General features: G+C 57.0%; 15 protein-coding genes and 1 pseudogene. 9 read left to right on the forward strand and 7 right to left on the reverse strand.

The window, feature by feature from the left end:
• Window positions 1-388: 388 nt before the first annotated feature.
• Window positions 389-778, forward strand: coding sequence for a PaaI family thioesterase (locus tag JI721_RS06785; protein ID WP_274457716.1), 390 nt, complete (start codon window positions 389-391; stop codon window positions 776-778).
• Between the two features lie 149 nt (window positions 779-927).
• Here the strand turns inward: JI721_RS06785 and JI721_RS06790 are convergent, their stop codons facing one another.
• Entirely contained in the window at window positions 928-2739 is a 1812-nt protein-coding gene (locus JI721_RS06790) for a M3 family metallopeptidase (protein WP_274457277.1), read from the reverse strand.
• Between the two features lie 928 nt (window positions 2740-3667).
• Here JI721_RS06790 and JI721_RS06795 point away from each other — a divergent pair.
• Window positions 3668-5152, forward strand: coding sequence for an MDR family MFS transporter (locus JI721_RS06795; protein ID WP_274457278.1), 1485 nt, complete (start codon window positions 3668-3670; stop codon window positions 5150-5152).
• Window positions 5153-5264: 112 nt separating this feature from the next.
• On the opposite strand, the gene JI721_RS06800 is transcribed toward JI721_RS06795, so the two are convergent.
• Entirely contained in the window at window positions 5265-6047 is a 783-nt protein-coding gene (locus tag JI721_RS06800; protein ID WP_274457279.1) for a helix-turn-helix domain-containing protein, read from the reverse strand.
• 244 nt (window positions 6048-6291) lie between these two features.
• On the opposite strand from JI721_RS06800, the gene JI721_RS06805 reads away from it, so the two are divergent.
• Window positions 6292-7755, forward strand: a complete 1464-nt coding sequence (locus JI721_RS06805) for a PAS domain-containing sensor histidine kinase (protein WP_274457280.1) — start codon at window positions 6292-6294, stop codon at window positions 7753-7755.
• Window positions 7756-7796: 41 nt separating this feature from the next.
• Here JI721_RS06805 and JI721_RS06810 read toward each other — a convergent pair whose 3' ends face one another.
• Window positions 7797-9089 (reverse strand): MFS transporter, encoded by a 1293-nt coding sequence (locus tag JI721_RS06810; RefSeq protein WP_274457281.1) that lies wholly within the window; start codon window positions 9087-9089, stop codon window positions 7797-7799.
• A 576-nt stretch (window positions 9090-9665) separates the two neighbouring features.
• Between JI721_RS06810 and JI721_RS06815 the strand changes: the two genes are divergently transcribed.
• Window positions 9666-10292 (forward strand): DsbA family oxidoreductase, encoded by a 627-nt coding sequence (locus JI721_RS06815; RefSeq protein WP_274457282.1) that lies wholly within the window; start codon window positions 9666-9668, stop codon window positions 10290-10292.
• Between the two features lie 240 nt (window positions 10293-10532).
• Here JI721_RS06815 and JI721_RS06820 read toward each other — a convergent pair whose 3' ends face one another.
• The 3 genes from JI721_RS06820 to JI721_RS06830 form a co-directional block, all read right to left on the reverse strand.
• Complete coding sequence (locus JI721_RS06820) at window positions 10533-11618, reverse strand: ABC transporter substrate-binding protein (protein WP_274457283.1); 1086 nt, start codon at window positions 11616-11618, stop codon at window positions 10533-10535.
• A 76-nt stretch (window positions 11619-11694) separates the two neighbouring features.
• On the reverse strand, window positions 11695-12549 hold the full coding sequence (locus JI721_RS06825; protein ID WP_274457284.1) for an ABC transporter permease: 855 nt from the start codon (window positions 12547-12549) through the stop codon (window positions 11695-11697).
• A gap of 5 nt (window positions 12550-12554) precedes the next feature.
• A complete protein-coding gene (locus JI721_RS06830) occupies window positions 12555-13331 on the reverse strand; it encodes an ABC transporter ATP-binding protein (RefSeq protein WP_274457285.1) in 777 nt (258 codons plus the stop codon).
• A 321-nt stretch (window positions 13332-13652) separates the two neighbouring features.
• Between JI721_RS06830 and JI721_RS06835 the strand changes: the two are divergent.
• The 5 genes and pseudogenes from JI721_RS06835 to JI721_RS06855 all read left to right on the forward strand — a co-directional run.
• A pseudogene (locus JI721_RS06835) lies at window positions 13653-13775 on the forward strand (IS3 family transposase); the annotation flags it as partial.
• A 248-nt stretch (window positions 13776-14023) separates the two neighbouring features.
• Window positions 14024-14419, forward strand: coding sequence for a hypothetical protein (locus JI721_RS06840; protein ID WP_274457286.1), 396 nt, complete (start codon window positions 14024-14026; stop codon window positions 14417-14419).
• An 84-nt stretch (window positions 14420-14503) separates the two neighbouring features.
• Entirely contained in the window at window positions 14504-15379 is an 876-nt protein-coding gene (locus JI721_RS06845; protein ID WP_274457287.1) for an NADH dehydrogenase FAD-containing subunit, read from the forward strand.
• On the forward strand, window positions 15363-16043 hold the full coding sequence (locus JI721_RS06850) for a hypothetical protein (protein WP_274457288.1): 681 nt from the start codon (window positions 15363-15365) through the stop codon (window positions 16041-16043). The genes JI721_RS06845 and JI721_RS06850 overlap by 17 nt, the downstream gene beginning before the upstream one ends.
• 759 nt (window positions 16044-16802) lie before the next feature.
• Window positions 16803-17393 (forward strand): ABC transporter ATP-binding protein, encoded by a 591-nt coding sequence (locus tag JI721_RS06855; protein WP_274457719.1) that lies wholly within the window; start codon window positions 16803-16805, stop codon window positions 17391-17393.
• A 50-nt stretch (window positions 17394-17443) separates the two neighbouring features.
• Here the strand turns inward: JI721_RS06855 and JI721_RS06860 are convergent, their stop codons facing one another.
• Window positions 17444-19951: an N-6 DNA methylase gene (locus JI721_RS06860; protein ID WP_274457289.1), complete on the reverse strand. Its 2508-nt coding sequence runs from the start codon at window positions 19949-19951 to the stop codon at window positions 17444-17446.
• Window positions 19952-20089 lie beyond the last annotated feature (138 nt).

Genomic DNA, 20089 nt, shown 5'->3' on the forward strand with positions numbered 1-20089 from the left:
CCTCCGCAATCATCATCGATTCAAGGTTGTTCAGCAAAGGTTCAACGTCTCATCATACACAGGATTGCAAGGACAGAAAAGGGGGATCGGCAGATTTCCATTCATGACTGGTCAGCCGGCGAGTTGTTTGAACGGAAACAGATAGAGGAAAATCGTGTTCAAGGGCGGGTAAACGCTGGTAAAATAAGCGGGGGCAATGAACTCAATGAGATGCGGTGAGAAGTAGTAATCAAGTCGCGTCATGTCGACAGGTCTAATTTTTCCAGGACAACGGCAAACCATGATTTTCAACGTTGGAGGCGATGGCATGTCAGCGGTTGACGAAGTCCAGGTCAGTGAGGACATTCTTGAAGCGTTTGGGGCAGACAAGGCGAGCTTTGTGGCACAGATGAAGGCGCGTGCAGAAAACACACTCATCCATCAGCTCGATATCAAATATGTAGAGTTCCATCGTGATCGGGTCGTTCTGACCATGCCAGTGGGGCCAAAGACGTGGCAGCCTGCGGGCATTTTGCATGGAGGGGCATCGGTGGCGTTGGCGGAGACCGCGGCGTCGTTAGCGACAGCGCTCAATATTGACTTGACGAAATTCAGTCCCGTCGGCATGGAGATTAATGCGAACCACCTCCGCAGCAAACGAGATGGTGTCGTCACGGCAACAGCGACGCCGCTTCACAAAGGACGCACGACCATGGTTTGGGATATCAAGGTGACGGATGAAGCGGGGAAGTTGATTTGTGTCTCGCGGTGTACGATGGCGGTGATTCCGAACCAGTAAAGTCCGCGAGGCCGCCGCAGGTCATGGCTGCCCAAAGCAAAGGCTGTGGCAAGTCAAGGCCCGTAAGTAAAGGCCCGTAAGTAAAGGTCCGTGTGTCTGAAGCAGCTTGCAAAGGGGCCGTTCCCCGTGCGGAGGAACGGCCCCTGGCATCACGCGTAAATCTCTTCGAGTTCGTCGATCAACCGGCCGACGTATGCAATGGCCTCGCGATACGGCGCTTCGGAATCCATGTCGATGTCCACCATTTTGAACAACTCCAGAGCGTGCTTGCTGCCCCCAAGTTTCAAGACTTCCAGCCACTTGCGGGTGACATCCTCGCCTTTTGCCAGCCGAGATGCGAGAACCGTTGACGCCGTCAGCCCGACGGAGTATGTGTATGGGTACAAGCCACTGTAGTAGTGCGCCTGCCGCATCCAGGTCATACCGGCCCCTTCGTCCAATTCCACCGTGTCCCCCCAGAACTCCGAAAGAATTTCGGTTTGGGTCTGGTCGAGGACACCCGCTGTCAGCGGCTGACCCGCTTCCGCACGTTGGTAGAGGCGGCGCAGCAGTTCGGCTTCAATGAGATGTGTGACGAAGTTGTGATGGAACGTCAGGAGCTGCATACAGTTGATTTCTGCCCGGAACGCGTCGCCCCGCGTTTGTCTCAGGTGATGCGCCAACAGGTGCTCGTGGAACGTCGACGGGGCTTCCACAAACAGACGGCTGGAAGAACGGTTTTGCTGTACCTGGTTGGCGTATGCCAAGGCGCCGTGTCCAGCATGGCCAAGTTCGTGTGCCAGGATGAACACATCGTACAAGATGTCATGGTACGGCGCGAACACGTACGGGTGAACATCCGGGACCCAGTCGCAATAGGCGCCTTGCAGGGCACCGAGGTTGTCGCCGCGGTAAATCCAGCGTTCCGTGAACGCGCGTTCAATGGTCTTGCGATAGTCGTCTCCCATCACCGCGACCGCTTCGGGGATGAGGCGGGCTGCGTTCTCAAACGGAACAGGCTCCTTGCCCGCCGCAATCGGGGCTTTCGCGTCGCTGAAGTGGAGCTTTTCGACACCCCACACCCGGCTGCGCAAGCGTGCATAGCGCTGCATGTGGGGCGAGAGTTCCTTGAGGATGACGTCCAGCACCCGCTCGAAGAAGGAGACCGGGACATTATCGCCGGGATCGCCAAACGGACTGGATTCGTGGAGCAGCATGTCAGCGGTCGATGCGTAGCCGCGAAGTTTGGCGAGGGCGACGTTTTTCTGGATCTCGGTCGACAACGACACGGCAAGCGTGTTGTGGTAGGGTTTGAGTCCGGCGATGAGTGCATCGTACGCCCGCCGCCGAAACGCCATGTCGGTGGATGCTTCGGCACGCACCATGACGCTGAACGGTGTGACGGCAAATTCCGCCCCTGCTTCGTCGGGTACACTGTCAAACTTCATATCCGCGCCTGTCACGGTGCGGTACAGCGTGGCGGGGGCAGCGATGAGGTCGCCAACCGCTGACAGCGCCGCCTCCGCGTCGCGGGACAGGACGTGCGGCCGGCTGTCTGCCAATTCCGTCAAGTAGAGCCGGTACGGTGCCAGCGCACCGCCGGCGTTCGCGAACTGTCGAAGCGTCTCTTCCGGCAGTTTCAGGAGTGCGTCCCGGTGCTCGGTGAGCTGCTGCGCCGCCTGTTGCTGCAACTGCCTGGCGCGTCCGAACAACGCCTGATTCGCCGCATCGGTGCCATCTTCGCTGAACTTGAGCATCGCGTACGAGCCAATGCGCGAACACTGCTCAATCACGTTGTCGCGCGCCCTCATATACGCGGCGAGGTGATCTGCGGATGTGGCAGCTGTCTGCGCGAGATTGGACAGGTTAGCAAGCGCTTGTTCGGCCTCGAGAATGGCCGTATCGAATGCCGCTTCATCGGCAAACAGGTCTGTCAGGTTCCACACTTGTTCTTCCGGTACATCCTGGCGTCGTCGGACCATGTAGGATTCCCCCTCGTGTTTTGCGTGCGGTGGCGCGTGGCGCGCGTGGCTGTGGCGGCGCATACGGCACCTTTCCTACCTAAAGCCGCCCCGAGCCCAGTCGGATCCCGGCACATACGGCGCCTTTCCTACCTTAAGCCGCCCCGAGCCCGGCCGGATCCCGGCGTTTTAGGCGCCTTTCCTACCTTAAGCTGCCCCGAGCCCGGCCGGATCCCGGCGCATACGGCGCCTTTTCTACCTTAAGCCGCCCCGAGCCCGGCCGGACCCCGGCACATATGGCGCCTTTCCTACCTTAAGCCGCCCCGAGCCCAGTCGGATCCCGGCGCATACGGCACCTTTCCTACCTTAAGCTGCCCCGAGCCCGGCCGGCCCCCAGCACATATGGCGCCTTTCCTACCCTAATCCGCCCCGAGCCCGGCCGGCCCCCGGCGCATACGGCGCCTTTTCTACCTTAAGCCGCCCCGAGCCCAGTCGGATCCCGGCGCATACGGCGCCTTTCCTACCCTAATCCGCCCCGAGCCCGGCCGGATCCCGGCGCATACGGCGCCTTTCCTACCCTAAGTCGCCCTGACACCCACCGGTGGCAAGGCACTTGTGTGATCTCGCAGACAGGTAGAGTTTGTCTGTGCTACGATCACCGTATCACAATTTCCGGGACAAGGCACCCTGAAAGAACAGATGTTCAAATGAGCGTTGAAATGGTTTAATAACGAAGGCGGTCTAATCATGGAGGCAAGTTGTGCTTGGCTGCGGATTTTTTCACGGACCGATGCGAGGCCGGGCCGATGTTGGCCCACGCCCGGCCCACACCCAGCCGCGTGCACGCCCGGCCCACACCCAGCCGCGCGCACACCCGGTCCACGCCCGGCCCACGCCGCTCAGCTTCGCCCTGAAATCATCTAGTTATGTCGGGAGGAAGACGGAGTTTATGGAGAGAACGACGAACCGCAGGATGGTCACCGTCGCCATGCTGGTGGCGATTTTGCTCGTCGCGATTGATGTGACCGTCGTGAGTACGGCGATGCCGCATATCGTACGAGATTTGAAAGGACTCAGCTTATATAGTTGGGTGTTTGCGATTTATACACTTACGACCTGCATCACGACGCCGATTTACGGGAAGTTGTCCGACCTGCTGGGGCGGCGGGTGATTTTCACGACCGGCGTGATTCTGTTTGTTATCGGATCGATGCTGTCCGGCGCGTCGCAGACCATGCAGCAGTTGGTGTGGTTCCGGGCGTTCCAGGGGATTGGCGCTGGGGCCGTGATGCCCGTGACGTTCACCATTATCGGCGACCTATTTCCGGGGGAACAACGGGCGAGGATGCAAGGGTTGTTCAGCGCTGTCTGGGGTGTGGCTGGCCTGATTGGCCCGTTGATTGGCGGGCTGTTTGTCGATTACTCGTCGTGGCGGTGGATTTTCTACATCAACGTGCCCATTGGGATCATCTCCATCATCCTGGTGCTGTCGTTCCTGCATGAGAAATTCGAGAAAAAGAGGCACCGAGTGGACGTGCTTGGCGCAGTGGTGTTCACCATCTCCATCGGGTCTCTGCTGTACGCACTGCTCAACGGCGGCGGCAAGTATGCGTGGAACTCGGCCGTCACGTACGCGTTGTTTGCGGGTTTTGTGGTGTTCCTCGTCCTGTTTATCGTGATTGAACGCAAGTCGGCGGAGCCGATGCTCCCGTTGTCTTTGTTCGGCAATCGAACAATTCTGGTGTCGAATATCTTTGCGTTTCTCATCAGCTTTGTCCTGATGGGCGGAAACGTGTATCTGCCCATGTGGATTCAGACGGTGCTGGGGCACAGCGCGACCAGTTCGGGACTGACGTTGATGCCGATGTCGATCGCGTGGCCAGTCGGCTCCACGCTCGCCGGCCGCTTTATGTACCGAATTGGCTCCAAGCTGACGACAATGATTGGCGCGGTTCTGGTCGTGGCTGGAACGAGCTGGCTGTTGGCGGTGCAGCTCGGGTCGCCGTACTGGTACTTCGTCGGACTGATGATTGTCATTGGCCTTGGCATGGGGTATTCCGTCACGCCGACCACAGTCATGATTCAAGCCTCGGTCGGGTGGCAGATGCGCGGCGCGGCGACCGCGTCGAATACGTTCATGCGGAGTTTGGGACAGACCGTCGGGATCACGGTGTTTGGCGCCGTATTCAACCGCTCCATCTTGAACGATGCGGCGACGCACTTTCACGGACAAGTGGCTGGCAACATTCTCAACCTCGTCAACCTACCGGCTGCGCAAATTCCGCCCGCGGTTGTGACGATTGTCCAGCAGATCCTGGTTCACGGCCTGCACAACGTGTTTGTGGTCACGTTCAGCGTTGCCATCCTGGCGTTGATTTCTGCGTCGTTCCTGCCGTTGCACAAGAACGCGATGAAACATCAGGAAGCGGCTTGACCGGGCGGCCTGCGCAAGCGGCACGGCCACCAGCGGCACACATCTGCGATAGGCATCGACGAACGACCGGGCGCCTTGTGTGGGGTGGGGAAGCTGGATACAGCTTCCCTGGTCACCACCAGGGCTGCTTTCGTTTGCGGTGCCTGCCGCGCTCGAGGCTGTTTTGCAGGGTGCGTACAACCATCTGATCGCGATCGCGCTGCGTGGTATCGTAAATGTGCCGTGTGAGGTCCTGGGTCGCTGCAACCTCGGCTCTCGTGGAACAGACTTCTGTGAGCACGTTGGCGAGCTCGATGCGTACGGACTCCAGTAACTCGTATTGATGGTGAATGTGCTTGTGGAGTCGTTCGCTGACTTCCACAAATGCAGCGTTGATGCCGTTTTTCACAGCCGTTGATAACCACTCCTGCACCTGTTGGGCCTCGGCGCTGCGGTCCTGCCGGGCTTCGGCGCTGCGGTCGTTCGCCTCCGGGGATGCGTCTTCGACGACCACGGGGCTGTCGTCCTCCTCCACCTCCAGCGACAGGCGGAGCGGGATCGGCGCGAAACGGAAGGAAGAGAGGGGGGCTGCGGGTCCATCCACATCCACAGTGCCTATGTCGGCGGCGGATCCGTCCGCGTTTCCATCCACGTGTGCTTCCACGAGCCCTTCTGCGTGCCCTTCACCCTTGTCCGCCGCGGGCGGTTCGGTCGACGCCGCGTGGGCGCCATCTCGGGCGCCGTTACGCGCGCCGTCACGCGCCTCTGTCAAGGCGATGACTTGTTGGTCCGGAATTTCATATTTCATGCGGGCGTGCTCGATTCGCGTGGTGGCGCTCAACCGGCCCGCCTTAATCCAGTTGCGGATGGTTCCCGTGCTCACACCCAGGGTTTTCGCAGCCTGTTTGATATCCATTGGATCGCCTCCGGGATTTGATGATCCCTATTGTAGGCCGGGGCCCACGAGGATTGTGTCGAACAGCGTTGTCGAACCATTGGAACTTTGGCGGAAGCCTGGAGGCTGTTGCGAATGACGGAAGGCTGCCTCGATTTGGCAGGGTTTTTACCATCATTTATCGAATGATATGTTACTCGAATCCGCAACGACATCCCCAAACACGAGAACGGAAGACTGGTAGAGGGTGGAGGTATGTCGCTGGATGAAGCCTGTGAGCGAGACCTTTTTCCCGCTTGTGAAATCGATTTTCCACGGTTCCAAGGATGCAATCAGCTTGATGGGCAAGGATTGCATTTTTCAATATGTGAACCCTGCCTTTGAGCAGCTCTATGGTTTGGCTGCCAAGGACGTCATTGGCAAGAATGTCTGGTCCTTTTGGCCTGAGAATACCGATGACATGCGGTGTATGAGCGAGGCGGTGAAACGCGGCGAGGGTATCGCTGATTTCGAAACCCGCCGCAAGCGCCCGGACGGAACCTATGTCGATGTGAGTCTCACCATCACGCCGATTGAACTGGACGAGGGCGACATTGCGTATCTGACGGTCGACCGGGACATCACGGAACGCAAGCGCATGGAACGTTCCCTGCGCGAAGTGGAAGCGATGTTTCGATTGATTGAAGAGAACATTTCCGACACCGTCAGTATTTTCAATGTGAATGGAGAATACGTCTACGCCTCTGAATCTCATCGCCAATTTTTCGGGACGCCGCCGGAGGAACTGCTCGGCCGCCGCGTCTTGCAGCGGATACACGAGGATGACATCGAACGTGTCCGGTCCGCGTTCCGTAAAACAATCAAGGAGAAAACGCGCTGCAAGGCCGAGTGCCGGGTGCGGCATCAGGATGGGCGCTGGGTGAGCGTCGAATCTGCCATATCGCCCGTCCTGGACGAAGATGGGAATGTCACCAAGGTGATCAGCGTGTCGAGAGACATCACCGATCGCAAGTATACCGACCAGCTGCTGCTGCAGTCCGAGAAGCTTTCGGTGGTGGGTCAGTTTGGTGCCGCGCTCGCCCATGAGGTTCGCAACCCGCTGACGACCATCAAGGGATTTCTGCAGCTGATGACGCAGGATTCTGCCTATAACCGGCAGTACATCGAACTGGTCATGTCTGAAATTGGGCGGATTGAGAACATCATCGAGGAGTTTCTGGCGACGTCGAGACCCCAGGAGTCCGACTACGCCAAGGTGGACCTGCACAAAGTGCTGGAGCAGTCGGTGGCGATGATGCTGCCGGCCGCACACATGAGCAACGTCGGGATCGAAACAGAAATTGGCGATGAGGAGCTGCCCATTTACGGAGACGACATGAAGTTGAAGCAGGTCTTCGTAAACCTGATGAAAAACGGTATTGAATCGATGACGCAGGCTGGGATTCTCAAGGTCGGCGCCTACCGTACGGCGGGGGGTGTCATCCACGTGGATGTGATTGACCAGGGGTGCGGTATGTCGCCTGAGGCCCTCTCGAAAATCGGTGATCCGTTCTATACCACGAAGCAGCGCGGCACGGGGCTCGGGTTGTCGGTCAGCCTGCGCATTCTGCGCGAACATCAGGCGCAGATTGCATTTGAAAGCGAGGTTGGCAAGGGCACCAAAGTCAGCATCGAATTTCCGCCCTTCCCAGCCGCGGCGGAGGGGGAGGCGGACGCAGCCGCCCGCTGAATGACTGCCGCCCTGATGGATTGCGGGCCCCCGGCGCGCCATTACTGGGGGACGACTGCGTTTTCCGATTTGGTTTGGACGCCGGCAAACCCGGTTCGCCTCGCCCGGGCTTCCTCCACCACGGACTGGTACAGCAGCATGCCGCCGATACCGAGCACCAGGCAAATGAGCGCCATGCCCCAGGCGGGGACGACGGCGCCCAGCGCGACCGCGAGCGAGGTGAGCAGGCGGGTGCCCTGAAAGGTCATGCCGTTGACCGCCACATACGCGCTGCGTGCGTCTTCCGGCGCGAGGTCGCCCAGGTATGCCTGGCGCACGGAGACCCCGGTGACCTCGCCAATCGTCGCGAACAGCATGGCGATGAGGGCGACGAGCGGCATCGACGTGACCGTGATGACACTGTACCCGAGGGTTTGCAGCAGCACAGCCACAAAGAGAATGCCGCGCTCCGACCGGCCCTGGATGATGCGGGTCGCCAGGGTCACGAGCAGAACCACCAAAATCGTGTTCTCGGTCTGCAGCCAGCCGAGCAGCCGCACGCCATCCACCGACAGCGTGAATTGCGAAAAGGAGAACAGTGACTGTACCGGGACGGTTTTCGCCAGGTGGATCCCGATGTAGTTTTGCAGCTGAAACTCACCGTACATGGCGCACAGGCCGGCCAGGATGTAGCGAACGAACGCTCTGTCGCCCAGCACGCGGCGGTAGCTGCGGAACATGCCGCGGACGGGGTGGATGGCCTCCCGCGCCTTCGCTGACGGAACGTAGGTTTCCTGAAGAAGGAAGACGGTGGACAACCAGGTTGCGAGCACGACCAGCGACATGGCTGCAAACAACGCGAATCGGTGCGATTCAAACAGGAATGCCCCGACGCTGGTGCCAATCGCCATGGTCAAATTGTTGATCCAGTAGAAGATGCCGTACATCGTCTGCCGATTCTCTGCGGTGGTTACATCCAGCAGCATGGCGTCGTCCGCCGGGCCGTACACCCCCCAGCACACGTTGGTGACCAGAAACGCCGCCAGCGTGACGACCGGCGCATTGACCTGCGGACTGTTCGCGATGGCCATGGCCAGGTAGGCGAGCAGAAAGACGGCCTCCGCCCACATCATGATGTTTCGCCGTCCGACGCGATCGGCATAGTAACCGCCGACCGCACCGCTCAGCACACTTGCCACGATACCGGCGGCCAGCGTCAAGCCGGTCAGCGACTCGCCAAAATTGTGCGCGAAGTAGATGGCCATAAACGGCATCGTCGTGGACTGGACAATGCCGAACGCGAAACTCACGGAAATACGGATTTTTACATTGCGGTGAAAGTCTCGAAACCTCAATCCGGCCACTCCCTGCGTGAAAATCAAAAAAGCCGCGGACCGGTGTGGGCCGTGGCAAAGACAACAAAGGCGCCACGGGCGGTTGCCCTTGGCGCCATGGAACGTGCGTCAAATCATGCTGCGAAACGTGATCCGCTGAGCCGGGGCAGGAAACTGCTCGTATCCAGTTGGGTGCGCCCTGCAATGGTACGCCCTGCAGCATCGAACATTGTGCGCATCTTGCCCCTCACTCCTTTGCGAGAATGTGCGAGTATCGTAACACAAAGGAAAATGTTGCACAAGAGAAACGAGGCTGTCCCGTGGCTGCTCGGTTTCGCCGCACGTTTCTCCACAGGTTTATCCACAAGCCTGTCCACACCGTTATCCACCTTATCCACAGGGTTATGCACAAGGTTATCCATAGCCTGAACGCCGCGCGGGCCCGCCGACCCTGCGTCATCGGGAAGCCGGACAGCGCCCCGCGGCGGCAAAGCGGACTCGGAATTCCTGTTCGACTGTGCCATAATACAGGGAAGCTGGCGTCGCAACATGTGATGGCGCGGCCCGATGCACCACCTTGGCGAAGGAGGTCATATTGTGAAAATCGACATATTCCAGGACACGGTTTGCCCGTGGTGCCGGATCGGCAAGCAGCACTTGTTCCAGGCGTTGGAGGCGTGGCATGAGGAGCCGGTCGAGATTTACTGGCATGCGTTTTTGCTGGATCCGACCACACCGGAAGAAGGCCGCCCATACTCGGAACTGGCGAAGAAACTCGGCGGGCCAGAACGAATGGCCGAGATGAACCAGCGGGTTTGCCAAGTCGGAGAAGCCTGCGGGCTGGATTTTCAGTTCGAATCCGTGCAGAAGATTCCGAACACGAAGCTGTCGCACCAGTTGATTCAAATCACCCCTGGGGGGCTGCAGACGGCGATGAACGACGCTGTGATGAAGGCGCACTTCGAAGAGGGGCGCGACATCGGCGACATGGAGGTCCTCCTGGACATCGCCGAAGAAGTGGGGTGCAATCGCACCGAAATCCGTGACAAGCTGCTGCGCGGGGAAGGCATACAGGCGGTCAATGACGATCTCGCCTTTGCCCGGGAGGCCGGCATTTCGGGTGTCCCCCTGTTCATCTTCAACGACCAGTACGCGCTGTCGGGTGCGCAGCCGGTCGAGGTGTTCGTACAGGCGCTGCAGCAGATTCACGCGGAGTCACACTAAATCAGCCAATCTCGCGCGGCCGCCGTGGAGAGCCTTGGTGGTGGCTTGGCGGCACCGGCCTTGCCGCCGGGTTCTCACACTCACACGTCTGGAACACCTCGTGACGGCAAAATTCTGCCCCGACCCATCCGCGCTGCGGGGGCCGGGGCAGTTTGCACGAAGCGAACCTTCAGGGGAGGTGCCTGCGCCTCCAGTCCACGGGCGCCTCAACACCAAGCGAGGCTCAGCACCCGTCGAACCTCAAGAGGCAGATCCCACTTTTTGCTGGGCAGCTTTGAGGAATGAATTGTCAATCATGTCGTTCACACTGACACTGCCCTGGACCATTCCGTTCTGTTCGTAGAACTTCAGCTGGTTTTCGATGTTGGACGGGTCGACTTCCGCGTTCGGATCGACATAAATCAACTCGGATTGCACGACGCTGGCGGGCTGCTGCGTGTACTTCGAGATGATGTTCAGCGCCTTCTTGAGGTCGGGGTCGTTTGTATTCTTGTTGTGGTAGACATGCTGCATGTAGAACTGAACCGCCTCCAGGTAGCCCTCCATGAACTTGGTGGCCGTGTCTGTCTGCGTCCGGAACTGCGGCGAGTAGGCCATGACCAGCAGGTCAGCCTTCACGTTGTCATCCACCCACGCAATCAAATGCACCTTGCCGTTGCTGATTTCCTGGTTTGCAGCAGGCTGCGGCAGAATGGCCGCGTCCACTTGCCCAGTCTGGACCGCAGCGGCCACATTCGATGTCGTGTGCAGCGGGACATCCTGAATGTCGCTGAGGCTCAGGTTGTCCTTGCTGAGCATGGTGCCGAGGAGGAAGTCAAAGGTCGATCCGGCCGTGGTATCGCCGAACTTTTTACCCTTCAGGTCCGCGACGCTCTTCAGACCGCTGTTCCAGGCCTGGTTGCTGGCAACCAGGGCTTCAAAGTGCTGCCCGGGCCAAATCCGGCCCTTGTCGGCGACGATGTACTCTTTTTTGCCACTCGCCCACATGTTGAAGAGGCTTGCGGTGATGCCTGTTGCGCTGACATCCAGGCTGTTGGCCGCCGTGGCCACGTCAATGTCACCCGCAGCCTCGTAGGTCTTGATTTGGACGTTCAGGCCGAGCTTTTTCCAGTAGCCCAGGTCTTCGGCTAGAAAGACGGGCGCGGAACTGACCAGCGGCGTCGTGCCGACGGTGACGGTCTGTGCACCGCCGCCGCCCGAACTGCCCGTCGTGTTCTGCGTACTCGCGGTGCTGCCGGTGTTCCCGCTTCCGCTCGTTCCACAGCCGGCAACCAGCCCGGCGCCCAGCGCGATGAGGGTGACTGTGCTTGTGATGACTCGTTTCATGTTTGACTCCCCTTTTCTTCATCGTTCATGAATGATTTTCTCTCTGTTTTGATGCGGTGTTTTCCCTTGCCCCTGCTCACTGCGATTTCCAAGGCAGCAGCCAGCGCTCCAGCTGTGCGAGGCCGCGGCTAATCAGTAATCCTAAGATGCTGAGCAACACCACCCCCACGAGCACGTTTGCAGTCATCATGAGTGAGGAGTACTGCAGAATCATGGCGCCAATCCCATGCTGCGCGCCAATCATCTCGGCGGCCACCAACACCAACAGACTCAATCCAGCGCCGATGCGCAAACCCGCGAAGATGGTCGGCAAGGACGCCGGAATGATCACACGCGTAATGACGGTTCGGCGCGGCGCACCAAACCCGACGGCCGCCCGAATCAAGGACGGGTCCGTATTGCGTACAGCGGAATAGGTGTTGAACACGACCGGAAACAGCACTTCCGCCGCGATGACGAGGATTTTCGACGATTCGCCTGCGCCAATCCAGAGAATGATGAGCGGGATGATGGCCAGCTTCGGAATGGGGTACAGCGCGTTGGCAATGGGGATGCCGACGCGTTCGGAAATCCGCGAAAAGCCAAGGATAATTCCGATGATGATGCCAGACCCGGCGCCGAGCAGATAGCCGATGGCAATGCGAGCCAGACTGGCGCCCACGTTGAGCCACAGCGTCCCGTTTTGAATCATCTGGATGCCGGCCTTGACGATGGCCACGGGGCTCGGCAAATCTGCCTGCGACACCCAGTTCAGCCCCGTCACCACCTGCCACACGATTAAAATGATGAGAATGCCGACGGGCGCGATCCACCTTGGTGCCGTCTTGTCCAAAAACCGCATGCGGTTGGTGATGACGGTTCGGCGTTCTCCTGCGGCGACAGGCGCTTGGGCTGATGCTGCGGACTGCGTGGACCCTGCCGTATCGTTCATACGCCTCACCCTTCCAAAAATGCTTGTTCCGCGTCACGCCGGATGGTCTGCCAAATTTCTTCGGCATGCGCCATCAGCTGCACCTGATGTTCGTGCGCCTTGCGTGCTTCGCGCGGAATGTCAATTGGGATGACTTTGACAATTCGGCCCGGACGCCGCGACAGGACCACCACGCGGTCGGCCAGCGCCACGGCCTCATCAATGTTGTGCGTGACATAGAGCGTCTTTTGACGGACTGACTGCCACAGCCGCAAGAGTTCGTCCTGCATAATCAGGCGGACTTGGGCGTCCAGGGCGGACAGCGGCTCATCCATCAGCAGCAGGTCCGGTTCAATCACCAGGGCTCTGGCAATGCCGACCCGCTGCCGCATGCCTCCCGACAGCTGGTGCGGGTACTTGTCTTCAAACCCTTGCAGGCCCACTTTCCGCAGCCACTCGCGGGCGCGGGCGGTGCGTTCTTTTTTGCCGATGCCAATTTGCTCCAGGCCAAACTCCACATTCTTTTGAATGGTGCGCCACGGAAACAGGGCATGTTCCTGAAAGACGATGCCAATGCGCGGGCTGCGGCCTTCGAGGACGCCGTCAAAGTAGACGGACCCTGTCGTGGCATCCGACAACCCTGCCACGATGGAGAGCAAGGTGGACTTTCCGCAGCCGCTCGGTCCGACGATGGCCACGAATTCTTCTTCGTTGACCGAGAAATTGATATCGTCCAAGGCGACGGTTTCGTTTCCAGACTTGTCTCGATAGGTCTTCGACAAGTGATCCAATACGAGGCGCATGTTGTCCCCCCTCGGTTGCTGTTCGTGATGGGCGCCGACCGTCACAACGTCAAAATGTTGTGACTGAGACCTCAAACCAGAGCCTCCTATCTCATTCCGTGTTTCCATACCATTTTGTCAGGAGGAAAACGGTGTGTGTAAGCACTTGAATGCGCCTGAAAGGGCTTTTTGGAGGATGTATATATGGTCGACTATACCGATAGAGAGCGATTTGCGCAATCTAGGTGTGTGTCCGAGTCTCGATTCGATCTTTTGAACCGATAAAGGCCGAAATCACCCGATGATTGCTCTTTGACACCTGTCACTCAACCACTTGAGGTTAAAGAGATTCGTCTGCGCCGTCGCATTGACGAGATATACGCAGATCCAGCCTCAGGCAGTCGGTACATCACCGCAATCCTGCGCCGTGAAGGATGGAGCATCAATCGCAAGCGTGTTGTGCGCTGTATACCGATCAAAATTAACATGTCTTTTCAATTATTCTTAGAGACGCTAGACTGACAAAGGAATGACAATGGAAAACAAGCAATACGATGGACCGACTCTGTTATAGTTTGTTGCAGGATTCGGTATCAACACGAAAATCCGATGGTCCATAAAAAAGTAAAAAACTCCTAGAAATGCTTGCAATTTTTTTCTTAATATTATAATAAGAATATTAGTAATATTATACTTGAATGGGAGGTGATTTCATGTCTAGGACACTGCGTATCGTTAGCGTTTGTGGGGTGATGGCGGCAGTGACGTTGTGTGCTGCGCCAGTATTCGCTGGTACCGCATGGATTCCCTTTTCGAAGCAGTTGCCCCGCTTGGGAGGCGTTATTCAATTGTCGCAGGATACAAATCAGAATAATACCAACGCTCAAGCGGATATTTCGAATGTGGGGAGTAACTACCTGGTAAACTTGGATATTCAGATGGGCAACACGCAGGAATCGAACATCTACTACGGTGCTGGTGATAACACACTTGCAAGCTTTGTCGTAGACGCCTCAACGCTAGGGAAACAGATCGAATTGTATGGGTGGAATGACACTTGGACTGCCGTTCGGGTGGAAGTCGACGGTCATTTTAGGGCAGATTCCTAAGAGCAACTGGACATTGGATACAGCGTTTGACGTTTTGACGGAATGATCAAACGCTGTATCCAATCAAACAATGAGGTGCATTTCATGTCATTGGACTTTCGCAAACTGCTTCGAAACAATGTCACCTACATAAGCTTGGTGTCCCTGGTGTTGATTGTGGTTCTTGGTGCGGGGACGGGCGTGCACAGTTTCATGAGCCAATACGACCTCGTCCGGAGATTATTTGGAAAATACCCGGACTCATTGGCCCTGATTTCACCGAGTCAATACTGGGTGGGGTTGTCGCATGATTTCTTCTCATCCTTTTTTCACTTCATTTATCCCGTACTGACCGCACTGCCTGTGGTAGACATGATTTATAAAGACAAGGTGAGCGGAAATCTTCATTATCAACTCGTTCGCATGAGCCGGTATCGCTATTTTGCAACAAGGTTCGCCTTTTGTTTCCTGACATCTTTCGCTCTATTCGTATTGCCCTTGCTCGTTGGAATCATAATAACCAATTTGATGGCGGGCACATGGGATGATTCCAGTTTTAGTGCCGCGTACGACAGGCTGATTCATGGAACAGCCGTGATCGGGGACAGTACTTTTTTATCCGCCAAGAAACAATTGTTTTCGAACTTGATGGTTGTTTCCCCTTACGCGTACATCCTTGTCTATTATTTTATCGGTGGCCTGTATGCCGCTGGTTACGCCAGTTTCGGCTTGGGGGCCTCATTTTTTCTCAACAATCGCTATTTAGTTCTGCTCATGCCCCAATGTCTCTATATCGGAGGATGGCTGTTTTTCACTCTTCTACACGTTCCGCAGTGGGATCCGTATAACATAATCGATCCCAAGCAGCCGGTGACGGACCTATCTTACCTTGCAATCGTGGTTGATTTCGGCGTACTCATGGTGATTGCAGCTCTGTTATATCTTAATGGAGTGAGGCGGAACATTGACGTTCTTTCGTAAAGTACCGCGGTTCATCCTGCAGGATTGGAAGCTGAGACGCAAAGTTGTAATGATTGTCTTGGGTTTGATCCCGGTGCTGTATGTGCTGGGCGTTTTGTTTTCTGGGTTTTTCAACGGTGTTTCGACGATACAGCAGTTTGTGTTACTACTACGATTCGAATTCACCTATTGCCCATTATTTGTCCTTATGATTTCTGTAACGAGAGATTTGGACACGTCGGTGCTGGTCAGAAGATTTGAGCGCCGAGATGAGTTGGCGCTGTATCAAACGGTTTCTGTGGCTTGGGACGCACTCATCTTTACATTGGTGGTTCTGGTGTTCGGGATATGTACATACCTATTCCATTTCCATCGGAAGTTGACAGGGGACTTCTCATTGGTCGCATTCACTGCACGCTTTTGGCTGGTGCTCGTATCCACCGGATTGTTGTTCATCGTGCTAGAACGGTGGATCAATCGCGTCCTTTCAGCGCTCGCTGTCATCTCTTTGGTTATTGTCGACCGCTTTACGCTGAAAGCCATCCCACTTATCTTGGAAGTTGGCGATCACCAGCGCCCTTTCATGAACCTGTTGATGCTGTTTCTAGTAATCGTTGTTTTGCTAAGTGTCATTATGAACCAAATCAATCGTCGAGATTTCTACCACGGGGATGACAGTCATTGAAATTGTTATGGTTGCAATTTCGGATACTCCGCATGGATTTAGTGAAGTTGACCTTGATTTCTCTGGGAGTTTCAATTCTAACAAACTGGCTTTTCGCGGCAAACGGGATCATATCTTCAAAACTAACTACAAGCTACGTCCTGTTTCTCATGTACGGGTCCGTTAAGAATTTTCCTGAGAACTGGATTTATTGGATATTCATCTGCTTTGGTTACCTTATCATTTTGCAAATTGTTTGGAAGTCAAACGTTCACATGTTTGAGGTTTACCAGGTGTTGCGGCATCGGAACGTAAGGGTTTATTGGCGCACAAAGCTGATTGCCGGTTTTCTGGTGACTCTCTGCTACGTCATTTGCTGGTTGGCCACCACGTACATTTTTTGCGTGTTGCTTCATGCTCGGTCGGTGTGGGACCTGAATTGGATTGCATTGTTGGCGTGTATCGTATTCAATCTGTACCTCCATGCCTTGATATGGCTCACGCTCAGGTTGTACGTTTCCATACAAGTAGGATTAATTGTTGTTGCTTTTCTGTTCTATGCTGGTGTGCGGCTTGTTTTTCCATACGTCCCTCTTTACTACGCTATGGTTAACAATTTGCATCAATGGCTCGTTCCGACCCTTGGCGTTGAGTTGATCGCCATATGGGGATTGGCACTGTGTATCATGCGACATCGCCTAAATCACGATTTCTACTAGGAGGACGGCAACGGTGACAGTGGCAGTTGAAGTCAATCGGGTGACGAAGAAGATCAAGGGTATGGACGTGCTGCACGACATCACATTCAGTGTAGACAAGGGGAAAATTGTAGGACTTGTGGGCCCCAATGGGTCGGGGAAAACGATGTTGTTTCGAATCATTGCCGGACTGGTCAAGCCGACCTCCGGGCAGGTTTCGCTTTTCGGGGAGACTTTGCACCAGACGATTTCCTTCCCGAGGAGTGTGGGCATCATCCTGGAGAAGCCAGGATTTTTGGAAGAATACTCTGGATTCAATAACTTAAAGTTCCTGGCGGACATTCAAAAGAAAATTGGTGTGGAACAAATCAAAGAGGCGATGACCCAGGTTGGCCTGGATCCAGAAGACAAACGGAAAGTAAGTGCCTATTCCCTTGGCATGAAGCAAAAATTAGCCATTGCCCAGGCTATCATGGAAGAGCCAGAGTTAATCTTATTGGACGAACCAATGAACGGGTTGGACGAGACTTCCGTCAAAGTCGTTTACGAGCTCATCTCTAATCAACAATCTAGAGGAGCGACCATTCTACTGACATCACATAATAAAGAGGATATTGAAACCCTGTGTGACGAGGTCTATAAGATACGTTCAGGAAAGATCGAAAGGCAATAAAAAGGAGCATTGTTGGCTCAGGGGGCCGAAGAAGGCAAAACGTCAGCGGATCAAAAAGATCCGCTTCCTTCACGGCGCAGCCCAGCCAGTTCCCGCCAGGTGATGCCATACAATCCACACACGGCTTCATCCAGGGCAACGTTCAAGGGTTCCACGGTTTCCCCACGCGCCTGGGCCTGGTGTCCGAGCTGGCACAGCCGGGCAATTTCCTGATGCCGGGCGTCGTTCGGGTTGAAGGTCGGGATGCGCAGCTTTTGCAGGATGTGCGTCGAGATGCTGGTCGGATTCATGAAGCTTTGTACGCACGCAGACACCGGCGTTGCACTGAGAACGCCGCATAGATAGTAGGCTTCGGCTTCGTCGTCGGTGCTGATGTACATCAGCTTTTCGTTCGGCAGCACGAGTTTCTCACCTAACACGGGGTCCATTGCGGTGGAGATCACGGCACAAATAAAGTCCTTGGCGATGTACCGCCACACCACCTTGTAGCGGGAAAAGGTGTATTCGCCGACGCGCTGGATAGCGTACGGCGTATCCTCCACATACTGCCGGTCGAAGCTCGTGAACCCCTTGCGGGCGGCGAGCACGTCGCGAAACTGTTCGAGGTAGGCGTACGTCTTCGGGTAGTCTGTCATCATTTCCACCCTTCGGATGGCCGCCATCCGCGTCGCCGCAGTATGCGGGCACAACAGGTGAATCGCGGGGGCTGCCGCCCAGCGCTGCACATCGCTGCCGCGGAGCAGCGGGTAAATCAGCCCTGGCTCGACTTCCGCCGTGACCTTGGCGGCCGCCCGCTTGGCCCGGTCGGTCAGGTTGGTGATGAGGATGTTGCCGTTCGGGAGCTTTTGCTGGGCCTGCACCCAGTACACGGCGTTCGCGCCGCCGGTGAACGTGCCCGTCCGGGCGCGGTAGGTGTTGGCGCCCAGCACTTTGTCCGCGACTGACCATGCGCTCTTCGGCAGGGTGAGCCAGACCGAGGTGGCATCGTCCGGTTCCGCTGGCTGTGCGAGCTGCTGTTCAATCGTCACGGTGCTCATGACCTCTCCAAGCCGGTCCCGCGACTGCGGCGAAGTCCCCTCTGGGGCTGTCCATACGTGGTAGGGCACCGGGTAGGTGGTTTGTGTGCCCTTTTTCATCAGCACGACCGCCGTGCTGTTGGTGGCGTTGTCAAAGGCGCGCAGCCGGGAAAGGTCGTCCACTTTGAGGACCTTCACCGGCGTGCCGTCCTGGCCCAGCCGGAAGCGTCGAAACCCGACCCCGTTCTGTTTGGACTTGAACACCCCTTGGCGAATCACGAACGCAAGTACGCCCCCGTCCTTGAGGTCGTGATCGATGACCGCGTACGTCATCAACACCGAGATGTCTTCCTTGGAAAAGGCGAGGTCGCGCCCGGAGACATCAAACAGCCCATACTTGTACCACAGGTGCTGGGAGCGGCGCTTGTAGGCTGGTGACAGGTACTCCCAGTTGATCCACGGCGGGTTGCCCACGATGACGTCCACCTTCGGCCGCTCCGCAGCGCCGGCTCCCGTGCTGGGCTGGATGGCGTCCCGCATCTCCACGGGCAGGGCAAAGCGGGCCCTGCCGTCAAGCAGGTCTGCGATACTCATCAGCAGGTTCGTGCGCGCGGTCAGCACGGCCAGGGCGTTGATGTCGTATCCCCGTACCTGTGTGCTGATTCGGTGCAGCATCGTCTGTGCGGGGGCATCCGCGTCCAGCGCGCGCAGGAGGTCGACAAGCATGACCAGGAAGGTGCCCGAGCCACAGGCGGGATCTAAAAAGGAAAGCGTGGATGGATCACGCTCGGACATCGCCGCCAGTGCCTCCTGCAGCGTGTACTCGGCCAGCCAGTCGGGGGTGTAGTACTCGCCCAGGGCATGCCGCAGCTGGCGGGGGAACAAGGTTTCGTAGACTTGCTTGATGTGGTCCACGTTGCGCTGTGCGTAAAACGCAGCTGGGGGCAGCGTGTCCAGCGCGTACAGGGCGTCCAGCAGGTTTTGGATGGACCGGTCGATGACGGTCGACGTCAGGAACCAGCAGAAGGCATCCAACGAACAATAGTTGTCGATGCCGGCGTCCCTGAAAAAGCGGCCGTCCATGATGGCGGGCAGGTCTTCCAGGGCAGGCACGCCGGGGACGGCGGCCGTCGATTGCAGTTGATGCGCGACGGTGTTGTGCGCAATGAGCCGCACCAGCAGGCTGAACGCGGTCTGCGTGGCAAAGACGAACGGGACGATGTCGATGGGCGGTTCGAGTCCGTACGCGCGCGTGAAGGTGCGCCCCTTCACCTTCGCATTGCTGCTGGGGTTCCCCTCGATATTCCCGTGCGATTCGATGAAGTCCCGGCGCCAGGCGGCGTACAGCGCAGCAGGGTCATCGCCTGTGGGGCGTTCTGACGTTGCAGCGACCATGGTCCCGGCATCCAGCGCCTGTGCGCTCGGCGCCGCCGCCGCGGTCTTGAGTTCGAAGTACAGTTCACGGACAAGTTCTCTCATCGCGATGCTCAGTTGACTGCTGGACAGACGAATTTGCTGCCCGAGGCCTCGCAAATCTATCAAAGTCGCACCCCTCCACTTGGGTTAATGGTAGGGTGCAGCGTCGGAAAGCGCAAGGGGGAGCGGCGCTCGATATGCGCTTGCGCGCGATGGGTATGTAATGCGCCGCGTCTTGTCATACTTCGCGGGGTATTTGAAATA

This window comes from Alicyclobacillus cycloheptanicus, assembly GCF_028751525.1.
GTDB lineage: Bacteria > Bacillota > Bacilli > Alicyclobacillales > Alicyclobacillaceae > Alicyclobacillus_L > Alicyclobacillus_L cycloheptanicus.